We start from the raw sequence: 14,334 nt of genomic DNA, 5'->3' as shown, positions 1-14,334 counted from the left end.
TAGCAATGGAGTTTATTGATGTGATAGATATAAAAAAATGTTAAAATTAGAAACAAAAAAGAGCACTGATTATGTGCTCTTTTTCCCCTAATAACTAACTTTAAATTAATGATAATCAATTTTTTTTAATAATTGATTACTAATAATTAACACTGAAATGAAAAATAAGATTTTCTAAATCCTTATTTATCCAAATTAATAGCATGAAACCGATAAAACAAACCCTCATTATGTTTTATAAATAGTCGGTCTCAGTACTCAAATATGACCATAAACAACTTATTATCAAACCTCTAATGTATAAATGGTAATAAATAGTGTATAATTGGCGCTACGTATTTTCACTAAAAAAAGGTTTTAGCATACTATACACAAAACCATACATTACATACATATTTCCCTTAAAATTTTTCAATATATCCTTATCTTTATAATAAATAAATCCATACATGTTAAAAGCAGTAATAGTAGATGATGAACCCAAAGCTATCCAGAGTTTAATTTGGGAACTGAGTAATTTTAACGACGAAGTTGAAGTGATGGCTTCTTTTTCTAATCCGGATGAAGCTCTAAAGTATTTAAATTCTAACACGCCAGATTGCTTATTTTTAGACGTGCAGATGCCTACAATTGGTGGTTTTCAGTTTTTAGAACAAATAAATCATTCAGATTTTGCGGTCATAATCACTACAGCTTATGATGAATACGCTATTAAAGCACTTAAGCATGAAGCTATAGATTACCTTTTAAAACCTATTGACTCTGATGATTTAAAAGAAAGCATATCAAAAATTAAAAAACATAGTGAACGTACCATAAACTCTATAAAGTTAGAGCGCATGCTTACTAATTTTAATTCTCAATATGATAAAAAACGAATTACCATTAACACCGATGGTAAATTATTATTTTTAGATGTAGATGATATCGTCTATATAGAATCAGACGGAAACTATAGCACCTTGTTTTTACAAAACCAAAAAAAGATTGTTGTAACTAAAAAACTCAAAGAGGTCGATGCCATTTTACCAGAGCACTACTTTTTTAGAATTCATAACTCTTATATCATTAACCTAAATAAGATAAAAGCATTTATAAAAAATGAAGGTTATGTTATTATGGATAGTGATCAAAAAATTCCTGTGGCACGACAGCGTAAATCAGATTTTTTAGAAAAACTATAACCTATGATCTCTTTTTACCCAAAACTACTGCCTTGCCTCTGCCTATTGTTTTTGCTTTACACGTTTAGTAGTACAGCACAAGAACACGGCTTTGAAAACGTATTAGCATACGTTAACCAACAACAGCCCACTCAATATTCTGAACTAGACTCATTATTAAAGTCCTTTGAAAGCGATAGTCTAAAAATGAAGCGTCTTCTTTTAGTTACAAAAGAAAACAAACACCATGAAGGCACATGCTACGCCTTAAATGCACTTGGTGTTGTAAATAGAAATATATCTAATTATAATACGTCTATTACTTACCACCAAAACGCTAAAAAATATGCAGATTCCGCAAAGAGCACAGAGTTAAAAATTATTAGTTTAAATATGATTGGTGTTGCTTACAGAAGAATGGATGTGATTAAGCCAGCACTAGATTACCATACAGAAGCTTTAAAAACGGCTTATTCTGTTATTAATCCTTCCAAAACCGTAAAACGAAGTATTGCCGTTTCACAAAATAGTATTGGAAACATTTATATGGTTTTAAAGCAAAATGATTTAGCCATAAACCAATTTAAAAAATCACTTAAAATTGAAAAAGAGGCCAATAACAAATTAGGTCTTGCCATTAATTACCATAATATAGGTTTTGCAGAGGAAGCAAAAGGCAATTTAGACGCAGCGCTTACTAACTATAAAAAATCATTAGATTATAATAACGCAATTAACTCTGACATAGGACGAGTAATTTGCTTTAATAGTATAGGCACTATTTATTTAAAGCAAGAAAATTATAATGACGCCAAACCAATAATAAAAGAGGCCCTTGAGAAAGCATTACAACTCGATGACCAATTTTATATTACCGCCTCATATCTCAATTTAGGGCTGCTACAATTTAAGTTAAACGACCTAATTTCATCTGAAAAAAATTTAAAAAAAGCGCTTAATATCGCAAGCTCATACAACCTTAAATCTTCGGTTGCAGAGTCTAACAAACTATTATCTCAAATAAACGAAAAGAAGAAAAAATATGATGTAGCACTCAGCTACTACCACAAAGCAGTAGACATTGAAAACACCATTTTAACCGAGCAGAACCTCCAATATGTTAACGATATCGTTATTGAATACGAAAATGAAAATAAAAACAACCAAATAAAGGCATTAGCCTTAGAAAATGAATTGGTTAGACTAAGGTTAGAACGCAATAAAAATATATTATTATTTACGTCATTATTATTAGCGATCATTGGAACTATATTATTTATAATGAATAGAACCAAAGCCTTAAGACGAGATAAGCATATTTTAACTTTAGAACAAGATATGTTGCGAAGTCAAATGAATCCACATTTTATTTTTAACTCATTAAATTCTATTAAACTCTACATCATTAACAACGAGAAAGAAAACGCGGTATACTACCTCAATAAATTCTCTAAATTAATTAGAAAGATATTAATGGCTTCAAAAGAAAAAGAAACATCACTCCATGATGAACTTGAAACCATGAAACTCTATATGAATATTGAAAACATTCGGTTTTCTAACGAAATAGATTTTAAAATAAACGTGGACCCTTCTATAAATACTGAAGTCACAAAAATTCCGTCATTGGTACTTCAGCCGTTTTTAGAAAATTCGTTATGGCATGGCCTATCCTCTAAAGAAGACAATAAAAAAATAGAATTAAATGTAACTAAAAAATCTCCAAATTATATTACGGTTGAAATTGTAGACAATGGTATTGGTAGAGTGGCTTCACAAAAAATAAATAAGCAAAAAAAGCTCCAACGAAATTCGGTTGGTATTGACATTACTAAAGCTAGATTAGCCAATTTCTCCGAAGCTTTTGAAAATTCTTATTCTTTAAAAATTGAAGATTTATACAATAACGATTTACCTTGTGGCACAAAAATCACTTTACAAATTCCGGTAAAAAAACTCAAATCAAATTTTCAAAGTTTAGCCTCCAAAAGCACTTAACATTGATCCATATTCTGTTGTATCTATAGAAAACTCTGTTTCTTCCAAACTAACACATTGCATTGTCATATTATTCTTAGACTTCTTTTTGTCTTCATAAATCATCTCCATCATTAAACCGTTATCCATATATTTTTTCAGTAGTGCTGCATTGAATCCTTTAGGCATCTGTTTAGTATTAGACTCAAAAGCTTTACTAAAACTTACTGGCGCATCATCCGTAATATAAAATGTTATTTTAATTTTATCATTTTCACTAACGAAGCCTTCACATTCATAACCGTTAATGGTTTTAGGATCAATTTCTGTAAACGTATAATCAGACATGTCTTCTTCCGAGTCTAAATTAGACACTTTTAATTTTGTTTTTTGCACTACTTTTTTACCCATCATTTCCATAAACATTGCGACAATTTCGAGATCGGAATCCATTACCGAAAAAATAGTTCCATTGTCATTAGATTTTGACAATTCTTCAGTATTAAAGCCAAAATAGGACGCATCTTCATTAAGATAATAATCAAAGGTAATGTCACCTTTTTTGTGCGTCATTTTTAATTTATAGATATAATCAAAATCATAGGTTTCTGGTAAGACTACTTTATTAGCTTTTCCGATTTGAGAAAACACAGTTTGTAAGGATAAAAACCAAATTAGAAGTACAAAATGTTTTAAATAAGTTGACGTTTTCATGAGAATAATATTTAGATTAATTACACTCAAAATAATCAATTAACACTTAATTATCAATACTTTATGTGTCGTTAGAAGCTAATTGTGTATACACGGAATATTGATAATCTTTCCTAATTACAAAAAATTTAAACTTAGAATATCCTTAGCGTCTCTATCACTTATTAAATCCTTGGGCCACTTTCTCTAATTCGGCATACCAATCTTCTCCAAATTTTCTAATAAGTGCCTCTTTTACAAATTTATATATAGGTACTTGTAATTCTTTACCTAAAGAACAGGCATCATCACAGATTTCCCAACGATCATAATTAACTCCAGAAAACTCAGAGTATTCTTTAACTCTGATAGGATATAAATGACAAGACACTGGTTTTTTCCAAGTGACGTCACCTTGGTTGTAAGCCTCCTCAATAGCACAAAGCGCTGTGTTTTTTTCATCAAATATGACATAAGCACAATCCGCACCATCGATTAACGGTGTTTCTAAATCACCAAATGCTGTAACAATTGATGTGCCTTGTGTTTCAATGGCCTCAATGCCTTCTTTACGTAGATAAGGCTTTACTTTTGGATATATCTCTTCTAATATGTTGACCTCCTCCTTATCTAATGGTGCACCTGCATCACCATCTATACAACAAGCGCCTTTACATGCCGAAAGATTACAAACAAAATCTTTCTCTATGATGTCTTCTGAGACTATGGTTTTTCCTAATTGAAACATGGTGTAAAAATACTTAAATAAAACTATTTCAAAGTTGAAATGTTATTAATCATTAATTCATATTGAATATCTCTAATAATATCGCACCTTTGCAAAAAATTTGAGACCCAAAACATCATTTTAAAACACAATTAACTGATATTCAATTATTTGTATTGAAATTATTAAATACTTACTATGGAATTACAATTCGATTTTAAAGAAATATTTACAGCATTTATGGTGTTGTTTGCCGTTATTGATATTATTGGTAACATTCCTATTATTATGGATTTACGCCAAAAAGTTGGTCATATTCAAAGTGAAAAAGCATCAATCATTGCAGGCGTTATAATGATAATATTTTTATTTGTTGGAAAGAGTCTTTTAAACCTTATAGGTATAGATGTCAATTCTTTTGCTGTTGCAGGTGCATTTGTAATCTTTTTTATTGCACTAGAAATGGTTTTAGGTGTAACACTTTATAAAGACGATGACCATGATGCTATGACAGCTTCAGTGTTTCCGTTAGCCTTCCCTTTAATGGCAGGACCAGGAAGTTTAACTACATTATTATCTTTACGTGCAGAATTTGCTATTGAAAATATTATTGTTGCAGTTATTTGTAATGTTGTATTAATATATATTGTATTAAAAACATCATCAAAAATCGAACAAATTATTGGCGCAAATGGCATTAAAATCATTAGAAAAGTTTTTGGCGTAATTTTGTTAGCCATAGCTGTAAAATTATTCGCTCATAATATTAAAGAGTTGTTAGCTTAAAATATTTAATATGAAAACATTTACACTCATTTTATCCGTTATCGCAGTTGCTCTTATTATCTTTAATGCCACAAAATTGAATTTCGACGCGCTTTTAACAGGTGAAAGTCAAGCGGCTATCATTACAATTATAGCTGCACTCTGTGCCATTATTTTATTGCAAATTCTAAGAATTTCTAAAAAAATTGAAAAACTAAGTAAAAAACAAAAATGATTTTTGATGCTATAATTATTGGTGGTGGCGCAGCAGGTTTATCTTGTGCTTTAGTATTGGGTTCTGCTCAACATAAACCATTTGCAAAAGAAAAGCAAATTGGTATTATTACACATCAAAAAACATCGCATCTTCAAAATGCTTTATTTAATAACGTTCTAGGATTAAAACCAGGCACTTTAGGTGCAGATATATTAAATGATGGTTTAGCGCAATTACGTAATTTGTATCCACACATCAACCAAATTAGTAAAGAAAAAGTACTGTCGGTAACAAAACAAGATGAGCACTTTATTATTGAAACTAATAAGAATAGCTACGCTTCTACTATTGTTGTCGTTGCTGTAGGATATACCAGCTTAATGCATATTGATGGTTTAAAATCTTACATAGAACCGCATCCTAGAGCTGCCACAGAAAAAGACCGTATTTGGTTAAAAAACGAAGATCACCTTATCGAAAAAAATTTATATGTCGCTGGTACTTTAGCCGGTTGGCGAAGTCAATTTGCAATAGCTAGCGGAAGTGGAGCACACGTCGCAACAGACATATTAACTCTTTGGAACGGCGGAAAACACACCAAAGTCCATGATAAGATATAGGCTCTAATCTTGCTGCTCATCTAAAGATTCACCAGTACTCAGTAAAACGACTTCTTGTACCATAATATCTTCTTTGTTTATAATTTCTTCAAACGCATTATCATCAAATAATTGTCGGGCAAGAGTTGCCTTAATAATTCGTCTTATTTCATCATTATAAGCAACAAAAGTAATATCGGTTCGCTCTCTTTCATTGACATACTCCTGAAAACGAACTACAATATCATCGCTCACTTCAAAATTATTTATAAAATCATATTTTGTAATGCCTTGATAGATTGTTCTATCCTTGTCTAACTCTTCAAAAACAAAGTATCCAAAGTGGCCTCGTCTTCTTAAGTAATTAATCGTTTCATTATCAAATAAACGATCCACTGGTACAAATACATCTGGTATAATGCCTCCACCACCATAAACTACTTTACCTTTTGGTGTTGTAAATTTTAAAGAATCATCTACCTCAATACTTTCTTCTTCCGCTAATTCGCCTGTTCGTAAACGCTTGTAATAGTCATTGTAATAATCTTCATTACCTCCATTAACATAAGGCCTTTGTATTGAGCGACCAGTTGGTGTATAATATCTAGAAACGGTTAGCCTTACTGCACTACCATCTCCTAAAGACATTTCGCGCTGTACTAATCCTTTTCCATAAGAACGTCTACCAACAATTGTCCCTTTGTCATTATCTTGAAGCGCTCCTGCTATAACTTCACTTGCCGAAGCTGAATTTTCATTGATGAGAATGTACACCTCGCCATGTTCAAAATCGCCTCTTCCTGTTGCATAAGTTCGTTCTTCTTTTCCTTTTTTATCTCTTGTGAATAGAATTAATTTATCATCCTCCAAAAACTCATCTGCAATTTGTTCTGCAATACCCAAAAAACCTCCTGGATTATCCCTTAAATCCAATACTAATTTTAATGCACCTAAATCCTTTAATTCATCTAATGCGTCTTTAAATTCTATAAACGTTGTTTCCGCAAAACGATTCATTTTAATATACCCTAAATCATCGGTTAACATGTAAGCGGCATCAATACTTTTTATAGGTATTTCTTTTCGTTTTATTTCGAAATCTAATAGCTGCTCTTCCCCTTTTCTGTATACGGTTAAATTAACATACGTGTTTTTTTCTCCTCTAAGTTTTTCACCTATTAAATCATAATCAAAATGTTTTCCATAAATCGTATCGCCATTGGCAAACAAAATACGATCTCCACTCATTATGCCTGCACGCTCACTAGGACCTCCTTCTGTGGGTTTAACAACTGTAACAGTATCTTTATAAGGATAAAAATTAATACCAATACCCACAAAATTACCTTTCATGTTTTCCGTAATGCGTTCTAAATCTTCTTTAGGAATGTAAGAAGAATGCGGATCGAGATTGTTTAATATGCCGTTCACTGTGACATCAACAATACTGTCTGTATTTACCTCTTCAACATATTCGTAATCTATGTAATCTATTAACCGGTTAAGTTTATCTTTTTTACTGTTGGTTGAAAACAGGTTATCTGAAGTATCAGTAAAGTTCAATCTACCACCAATAACAACACCTGCAGCAATTGCCACACCAATGATAAGAGGAATGTATTTATTTTTTGTGGTCATATTGTATTTTACGAAGGCTAACCTTCCTTTAAATCTTCTATTAATTGTAACTCAATACCAGCCTTTTCTAAAAATTTAAGTCCAGAATCATCCTTATAGCCTTGATGATAAACGACCCTCACAATTCCGGCTTGATGAATTAACTTGCTGCATTCTTTACAAGGTGATAAGGTAATATATAGCGTTGCGCCTTGACAAGATTGTGTAGATGCTGCAACCTTAAGTATTGCATTTGCTTCTGCATGTAAAACATACCATTTGGTATAACCTTCATCATCTTCACAATAGTTTTCAAAACCAGTAGGTGTACCATTGTATCCATCAGAAATGATCATTCTATCCTTTACAATCAAAGCTCCAACTTGTTTACGTTTACAGTGCGATAATTTTCCCCATTCTTTTGCAATGCGTAAATAAGCTTTATCGTAACGAAGTTGTTTAGAATTTAACATTAGAATTTTCTTAATATAAGTACACTTGTAAGAAACGAATATAAACGCTTAGTATTTTATAACCAATTTACAATGGGTAAATTTTAACCAAATTTTATGCATTATTAAAAATTTCGCTTCCCAAAATCATAGGAATCACTAAACCAGTTACCACAGAAGACAGCACCAAAACCCAATCTCTACGTGATACTCTAAATATGGTTTGGCATAAAAACCCAACAAACAACACAACAAATACTATAATAACTTGCGCAAATTCAATTCCAAGTGCAAACTCAATAAGAAGTTCTAATTTATTTTCACTTTGACCTGCAAACATTTTAAATTCTCGTGCAAAACCCAATCCGTGAACAATACCAAAAAACAAGGTTGTAAAAAACAACAAGCCCACTTTGTTAGATTTAGACTTTTTTCCTGAAGTGAATATATTATATACAGCTGCAATTAAGATCGTAATAGGAATCAAAAACTCTACTAACTTACCGTTAACACTTACTATACCATAAGCTGCTAATACTAAAGACAACGTATGACCAAGCGTAAACATAGAAACCAACAAAAGTACACGCTTCCAATCTTTAAAAAGGTAAGGCACAGCTAATACCATTAAGAAAAGAACATGGTCGTAGCCATTAATATTTAAAACATGGTTGATGCCATACTCTACGTTAAACCAAAAATTTTCTAACATAATTATTTCTTTGGGATTCTTCAAAGTTACAATTAAAAGCTAATAGCTTTCTGTTAAAATAAAGTGAATAATATTTGTTATTTACTAATTTGTTTCGGAATATTGTAGTCTACAAAGTTCAAATAACTTATTGAGATGTTATCAAGAAAGGTTGAGGGATTAGACCCATTGAAGCCTTAGCAACCCTTAAACTTATTAAGAAGGTGCTAAATTCTACGTAATTAACGATTCATTTATCGTGTAATTGGATAGATAACCAAGCCAAATTACCACATCATGGTAGTTAAATTCTTATAACATTTTTTTATTTACTCGTCAATTTATGACGCATTTGATTTTTGTTTACCAATACATATTAAGTAAAATAAAATGAGTTCAAAACACATAGAAACAGAAGCTATTCGCACACAAATAGAACGTTCACAATACCTAGAACATTCTAGCCCAATGTATTTAACATCGAGCTACGTATTTGAAGACGCCGAAGATATGCGCGCGTCATTTGCAGATGAAAAAGAACGTAATATTTACAGTCGTTATTCTAACCCAAACTCATCAGAATTTGTAGAAAAAGTGTGTAAAATGGAAGGCGCAGAGCGTGGTTATGCCTTTGCCTCTGGTATGTCTGCTGTATTTTCAACTTTTGGTGCTTTGTTAGATTCCGATGACCATATTATTTCATCACGAAGCATATTTGGTTCTACACAAACCTTATTTAATAATATTTTACCAAAGTGGAACATCTCAACTAGCTATTTTAAAATTGATGAATTAGATGCTATTGAAAGCCTAATTCAACCAAATACAAAAGTGATTTACGCAGAGAGTCCAACAAATCCTGCTGTAGATATTTTAGACTTACAACGCTTAGGCGATATAGCTAAAAAACACAATCTCTTATTTATTATAGATAATTGTTTTGCGACGCCTTATTTACAACAACCCATAAAATTTGGTGCAGATTTGGTAATTCATTCGGCGACTAAATTAATGGATGGACAAGGTAGAGTTCTAGGAGGTGTAACCGTTGGAAGTTCAGAATTAATTCAGAAAATATATTTGTTTTCTAGAATTAGCGGTCCAGCCTTATCACCATTCAATTCTTGGGTACTCTCTAAAAGTTTAGAGACTTTACCTGTTAGAGTAGACAGACATTGTGATAATGCGCTAAAAGTAGCCATGTTTTTAGAAAGTCATGAGAATGTGAAATTGGTAAAATACCCGTTTTTAAAATCACATCCACAATACGAATTAGCAAAAAAACAAATGAAATTAGGTGGAAGCATCGTGGCGTTTGAAATAAAAGGAGGCATTGAAGCCGGAAGACAATTCCTCAATGCCATAAAACTATTATCCCTCTCAGCAAATTTAGGAGATACAAGAACCATAGTAACGCATCCTGCATCAACAACGCATGCTAAAATACCAGAAGCTATTCGTTTAGAAACAGGAATCACAGCTGGTTTAATAAGAATTTCTGTAGGCTTAGAACATCCTGAAGATATTATTAACGATTTAAAACAAGCCTTAGAAAACTTGAATTTGAAATTGTATAAAAATTTTAATTGATTGGACTGTCCCCTTGAGGGGACTTTAGGGGTGTTTCAAACAAAAATATTATGAGCAAAATAAAACAAGAATTACAAAAACGAATCTTAGTTCTCGATGGTGCCATGGGAACTATGTTGCAGCAATATAATTTCTCGGAAGAAGATTTTAGAGGCGAACGTTTTAAGGATTATCCTTCACCTTTAAAAGGAAATAACGATTTATTATCTATCACACAGCCTAAAGCCATAGCAGAAATTCACGCAAAATATTTTGAAGCTGGTGCAGATATTGTAGAAACTAACACCTTCTCAGGCACAACCATTGCCATGGCTGATTACGACATGGAAGATTTGGTTTACGAACTGAACTATGAATCGGCTAAAATAGCTAAAGACGTTGCGGATAAATTCACGAAAGAGAATCCTGAAAAGCCTCGTTTTGTAGCCGGCAGTATTGGGCCAACCAACCGAACGGCAAGTTTATCGCCAGACGTTAACCGACCAGAATACAGAGCTATTACTTTTAACGAATTACGTGTTGCTTACAAACAACAAGTAGAAGCTTTAATTGATGGAGGTGTTGATATGCTTTTGGTGGAAACTATTTTTGATACATTAAATGCAAAAGCGGCTTTATTTGCCATTGAAGAAGTAAAAGAAGAGCGTCATATTGATATTCCAATTATGGTTTCTGGTACCATAACGGATGCCTCTGGAAGAACATTATCTGGCCAAACCGTTGAAGCGTTTTTAACCTCAGTATCTCATATTCCGTTATTAAGCGTAGGTTTTAATTGTGCGTTAGGCGCGCAACAACTGCAACCATACTTACAACGCTTATCGGACGAAACCGAGTTTTTTACCTCAGCACATCCAAACGCAGGATTACCAAATGCTTTTGGAGAATACGATGAAACTCCAGAGCAAATGCAAGGTTATATTGAAGCCTATCTTAAAGATAACCTCATCAACATTATTGGTGGTTGCTGCGGCACAAGTCCTGAGCACATTAAAGCTATTGCTGATGTGGCTAAGAAGTATGAACCGAGAAAACTTGTCATTCCTGCATAAGCAGGAATCCACTTTGAAAAGACTCACATGACTCAAAATAAAAAATACCTAACACTTTCTGGTCTTGAACCTCTAGTGGTTACACCAGAATCAAACTTCATTAATGTTGGCGAACGTACCAACGTCACTGGCTCACGTAAATTTCTTCGCCTAATTAAAGAAGAAAAATACGACGAAGCTTTAGAGGTGGCAAGAGATCAAGTGGAAGGTGGTGCGCAAATCCTCGATGTCAACATGGACGAAGGCATGTTAGATGGTGTGCTTGCCATGACCACCTTCTTGAATCTTATTGCATCAGAACCCGATATCTCGAGAATTCCATTGATGATAGATAGCTCTAAATGGGAAATTATTGAAGCTGGTTTGCAAGTCGCACAAGGAAAATGTGTCGTTAATTCTATAAGTTTAAAGGAAGGCGAATCCCAATTTAAACATCACGCCAAACTCATAAAACGTTATGGTGCTGCTGTTGTCGTTATGGCTTTTGATGAAGATGGCCAAGCCGATACCTACGAACGACGCATTGAAATTTGTAAACGTTCGTATCACATTTTGGTAAACGAACTAAAATTTCCTGCGCAAGATATCATCTTTGACCCAAACATTTTTCCGGTTGCCACAGGAATGGAAGAGCATCGCAGAAACGCACTCGACTTTTTTGAAGCTACCAAATGGATTCGAGAAAACTTACCTCATGCCAACGTTTCTGGTGGTGTGAGTAATGTATCATTTTCATTTAGAGGAAATAATGTGGTACGTGAAGCCATGCATTCCGCTTTTTTATATCATGCTATTAAGAATGGTATGAACTTAGGGATTGTAAACCCTACGATGCTTGAGGTATATGATGAAATTGATAAAGATTTATTAGAACGTGTAGAGGACGTCCTCTTTGACAGACGTGATGATGCCACCGAACGCTTATTAGATTTTGCCGAATCGGTAAAAGGACAGAAAAAAGAACAAGAAGATAAAGTACAAGCATGGCGAAGTGAAGCACTTCAAAATAGAATTACACACGCCTTAGTAAAAGGTATTGACACCTTTATTTTAGAAGATGTGGAAGAGGCGCGTTTAGCCTCAGACAAACCTATTGAAGTTATTGAAGGGCATTTAATGATTGGTATGAATGTGGTTGGCGATTTATTTGGAAGTGGTAAAATGTTCTTACCTCAGGTGGTAAAATCAGCACGAGTTATGAAAAAAGCCGTTGCTTATCTACAACCTTTTATTGAAGCGGAAAAAGATGGCAAGCAAGAGTTTGCAGGTAAAATATTAATGGCAACCGTTAAAGGCGATGTACATGATATCGGAAAGAACATTGTAAGTGTTGTTTTAGGCTGTAATAATTATGAAATCATTGACCTTGGTGTGATGGTGCCACCAGAAAAAATTATTGAAACGGCTATTAAGGAAAAGGTAGATATCATTGGGTTGAGTGGTTTAATTACACCATCGTTAGATGAAATGGTTTACGTGTCTAAATCACTAGAAAAAGAAAAAGTAAACATTCCTCTTATTATTGGTGGCGCAACAACATCTAGAGCGCATTCTGCTGTAAAAATTGCACCGCATTATAACAATACGGTAGTACATATTAATGATGCCTCAAGAGCAGTAACGGTTGTTGGTAATTTACTTCAAAAAGACAGTAAAGTTTATAAAAACCAAATTAGAGAAGAGTATGATGCCTTCCGAGAGCAGTTCTTAAAACGTACCAAGAAAAAGGATTATTTAACGCTTGCTGATGCTCGAAAAAACAAATTTAAAATCAATTGGAACACATCCGAAATTGTAAAACCAAAACAATTAGGCATTCAAATTATTGAAGATTTTGATATCACTAAACTTGAAGATTTTATTGATTGGTCACCATTTTTTAGAAGTTGGGATTTGCATGGTAAATATCCAGCCATATTAACCGATGATGTTGTTGGCACACAAGCCACGGATTTATTTGCCGATGCACAGGTCTTATTGAAACGTATTTTCAATGAAAAACTGCTTAAAGCTAAAGCCATTTTTGGACTGTTTGAAGCGAATACAGTAAATGATGATGATATTACAATCTCTGATTATAATGCTGAACTTGATTCGGCATCTCCTAAAAACAACTATACTTTTTTAACCCTTCGTCAGCAATCCAAAAAATCAGCAGGCAAACCAAATATCGCTCTAGCCGATTTTATTGCACCAAAAGCAACCAACAAACAAGATTATATGGGCTGTTTTTGTGTAACGACGGGATTTGGAACAGCAGAATTAGCTGCACAGTTTGAAGCAGAGCACGATGATTACAATTCCATTATGATAAAAGCTTTAGCAGATAGATTAGCAGAAGCTTTTGCCGAATATTTACACAAAGAAGTCAGAACAAAACATTGGAGTTATGCTAATAATGAAAACTTGTCTAACGACGAGTTAATTAAAGAAGATTATAAAGGTATTAGACCAGCACCAGGTTATCCTGCTTGTCCAGACCATTTAGAAAAGAAAACCATTTGGGAAGTTCTAAAAGTAGAAGAAAACATTGGTGTAAAACTTACCGAAAGTTTAGCCATGTGGCCAGCGGCAAGTGTCAGTGGTTACTATTTTGGTAATGCAGAAGCTAAATATTTTGGTTTAGGTAAGATAAAGGAAGACCAAATTGAAGATTATAGTAAACGTAGAGGAATTACCATGGAAGAAGCAACCAAATGGCTAAGTCCTAATATTGCAGATTAACTGTCATTCTTGTGAAAACAGTAACCTACTGATAAATATATTATTAATTAAAAAGATTCCCACTTTC

At 33.1% G+C, this 14,334-nt stretch carries 13 protein-coding genes and 1 riboswitch; of the genes, 8 read left to right on the top strand and 5 right to left on the bottom strand.

Annotated features, from left to right (window positions below; all coding sequences use genetic code 11):
- Positions 1-449: 449 nt before the first annotated feature.
- A complete protein-coding gene (locus HNV08_RS02400; protein ID WP_173279505.1) occupies positions 450-1,184 on the top strand; it encodes a LytR/AlgR family response regulator transcription factor in 735 nt (244 codons plus the stop codon).
- 3 nt (positions 1,185-1,187) lie between these two features.
- Complete coding sequence (locus tag HNV08_RS02395) at positions 1,188-3,161, top strand: tetratricopeptide repeat-containing sensor histidine kinase (protein ID WP_173279504.1); 1,974 nt, start codon at positions 1,188-1,190, stop codon at positions 3,159-3,161.
- On the opposite strand, the gene HNV08_RS02390 is transcribed toward HNV08_RS02395, so the two are convergent.
- The gene (locus tag HNV08_RS02390; protein WP_173279503.1) at positions 3,141-3,854 is read right to left on the bottom strand and encodes a DUF4412 domain-containing protein; all 714 of its coding nucleotides are present in this window, start codon (positions 3,852-3,854) and stop codon (positions 3,141-3,143) included. The two genes, HNV08_RS02395 and HNV08_RS02390, sit on opposite strands and share 21 nt — an antisense overlap.
- Positions 3,855-4,011: 157 nt before the next feature.
- Entirely contained in the window at positions 4,012-4,581 is a 570-nt protein-coding gene (locus HNV08_RS02385; RefSeq protein WP_173279502.1) for a DUF3109 family protein, read from the bottom strand.
- Between the two features lie 177 nt (positions 4,582-4,758).
- Here HNV08_RS02385 and HNV08_RS02380 point away from each other — a divergent pair, with 177 nt between their 5' ends.
- Genes HNV08_RS02380 through HNV08_RS02370 form a run of 3 tightly spaced genes read left to right on the top strand, consistent with a single transcriptional unit; the run spans position 4,759 to position 6,162 of the window.
- Complete coding sequence (locus tag HNV08_RS02380; RefSeq protein ID WP_173279501.1) at positions 4,759-5,346, top strand: MarC family protein; 588 nt, start codon at positions 4,759-4,761, stop codon at positions 5,344-5,346.
- A gap of 10 nt (positions 5,347-5,356) precedes the next feature.
- Positions 5,357-5,560 carry a hypothetical protein gene (locus tag HNV08_RS02375; RefSeq protein WP_173279500.1) on the top strand — a complete coding sequence of 68 codons (204 nt, stop codon included), beginning with the start codon at positions 5,357-5,359 and terminating at the stop codon, positions 5,558-5,560.
- Positions 5,560-6,162: an FAD-dependent oxidoreductase gene (locus tag HNV08_RS02370; protein ID WP_173279643.1), complete on the top strand. Its 603-nt coding sequence runs from the start codon at positions 5,560-5,562 to the stop codon at positions 6,160-6,162. The genes HNV08_RS02375 and HNV08_RS02370 overlap by 1 nt, the downstream gene beginning before the upstream one ends.
- Positions 6,163-6,165: 3 nt before the next feature.
- On the opposite strand, the gene HNV08_RS02365 is transcribed toward HNV08_RS02370, so the two are convergent.
- The 3 genes from HNV08_RS02365 to HNV08_RS02355 all read right to left on the bottom strand — a co-directional run bounded on the left by HNV08_RS02365 (position 6,166) and on the right by HNV08_RS02355 (position 8,922).
- Positions 6,166-7,779: a S41 family peptidase gene (locus HNV08_RS02365; RefSeq protein WP_173279499.1), complete on the bottom strand. Its 1,614-nt coding sequence runs from the start codon at positions 7,777-7,779 to the stop codon at positions 6,166-6,168.
- 17 nt (positions 7,780-7,796) lie between these two features.
- Complete coding sequence (locus HNV08_RS02360; RefSeq protein ID WP_173279498.1) at positions 7,797-8,231, bottom strand: deoxycytidylate deaminase; 435 nt, start codon at positions 8,229-8,231, stop codon at positions 7,797-7,799.
- A 94-nt stretch (positions 8,232-8,325) separates the two neighbouring features.
- Complete coding sequence (locus HNV08_RS02355; protein ID WP_173279497.1) at positions 8,326-8,922, bottom strand: HupE/UreJ family protein; 597 nt, start codon at positions 8,920-8,922, stop codon at positions 8,326-8,328.
- Between the two features lie 135 nt (positions 8,923-9,057).
- Positions 9,058-9,181, top strand: a riboswitch (SAM riboswitch).
- 110 nt (positions 9,182-9,291) lie between these two features.
- On the opposite strand from HNV08_RS02355, the gene HNV08_RS02350 reads away from it, so the two are divergent.
- The 3 genes from HNV08_RS02350 to metH are packed head-to-tail and all read left to right on the top strand — an operon-like array spanning position 9,292 to position 14,267.
- Entirely contained in the window at positions 9,292-10,491 is a 1,200-nt protein-coding gene (locus tag HNV08_RS02350; protein WP_173279496.1) for a trans-sulfuration enzyme family protein, read from the top strand.
- A gap of 50 nt (positions 10,492-10,541) precedes the next feature.
- On the top strand, positions 10,542-11,543 hold the full coding sequence (locus tag HNV08_RS02345) for a homocysteine S-methyltransferase family protein (protein ID WP_173279495.1): 1,002 nt from the start codon (positions 10,542-10,544) through the stop codon (positions 11,541-11,543).
- A 27-nt stretch (positions 11,544-11,570) separates the two neighbouring features.
- Positions 11,571-14,267, top strand: coding sequence for a methionine synthase (gene metH, locus HNV08_RS02340; RefSeq protein ID WP_173279494.1), 2,697 nt, complete (start codon positions 11,571-11,573; stop codon positions 14,265-14,267).
- Positions 14,268-14,334: the final 67 nt, after the last annotated feature.

It is taken from the genome of Winogradskyella eckloniae, assembly GCF_013249045.1.
Taxonomy (GTDB): Bacteria; Bacteroidota; Bacteroidia; order Flavobacteriales; family Flavobacteriaceae; genus Winogradskyella; species Winogradskyella eckloniae.
Note: the sequence above shows the minus strand (reverse complement) of the source record. Positions and strands in the feature narration are given on the sequence as shown.

Coding starts and splice junctions, on each gene's coding strand:
- HNV08_RS02400 (WP_173279505.1), top strand. CDS start 450: ATGTTAAAAGCAGTAATAGTAGATGATGAACCCAAAGCTATCCAGAGT.
- HNV08_RS02395 (WP_173279504.1), top strand. CDS start 1,188: ATGATCTCTTTTTACCCAAAACTACTGCCTTGCCTCTGCCTATTGTTT.
- HNV08_RS02390 (WP_173279503.1), bottom strand. CDS start 3,854: ATGAAAACGTCAACTTATTTAAAACATTTTGTACTTCTAATTTGGTTT.
- HNV08_RS02385 (WP_173279502.1), bottom strand. CDS start 4,581: ATGTTTCAATTAGGAAAAACCATAGTCTCAGAAGACATCATAGAGAAA.
- HNV08_RS02380 (WP_173279501.1), top strand. CDS start 4,759: ATGGAATTACAATTCGATTTTAAAGAAATATTTACAGCATTTATGGTG.
- HNV08_RS02375 (WP_173279500.1), top strand. CDS start 5,357: ATGAAAACATTTACACTCATTTTATCCGTTATCGCAGTTGCTCTTATT.
- HNV08_RS02365 (WP_173279499.1), bottom strand. CDS start 7,779: ATGACCACAAAAAATAAATACATTCCTCTTATCATTGGTGTGGCAATT.
- HNV08_RS02360 (WP_173279498.1), bottom strand. CDS start 8,231: ATGTTAAATTCTAAACAACTTCGTTACGATAAAGCTTATTTACGCATT.
- HNV08_RS02355 (WP_173279497.1), bottom strand. CDS start 8,922: ATGTTAGAAAATTTTTGGTTTAACGTAGAGTATGGCATCAACCATGTT.
- HNV08_RS02350 (WP_173279496.1), top strand. CDS start 9,292: ATGAGTTCAAAACACATAGAAACAGAAGCTATTCGCACACAAATAGAA.
- HNV08_RS02345 (WP_173279495.1), top strand. CDS start 10,542: ATGAGCAAAATAAAACAAGAATTACAAAAACGAATCTTAGTTCTCGAT.
- metH (WP_173279494.1), top strand. CDS start 11,571: ATGACTCAAAATAAAAAATACCTAACACTTTCTGGTCTTGAACCTCTA.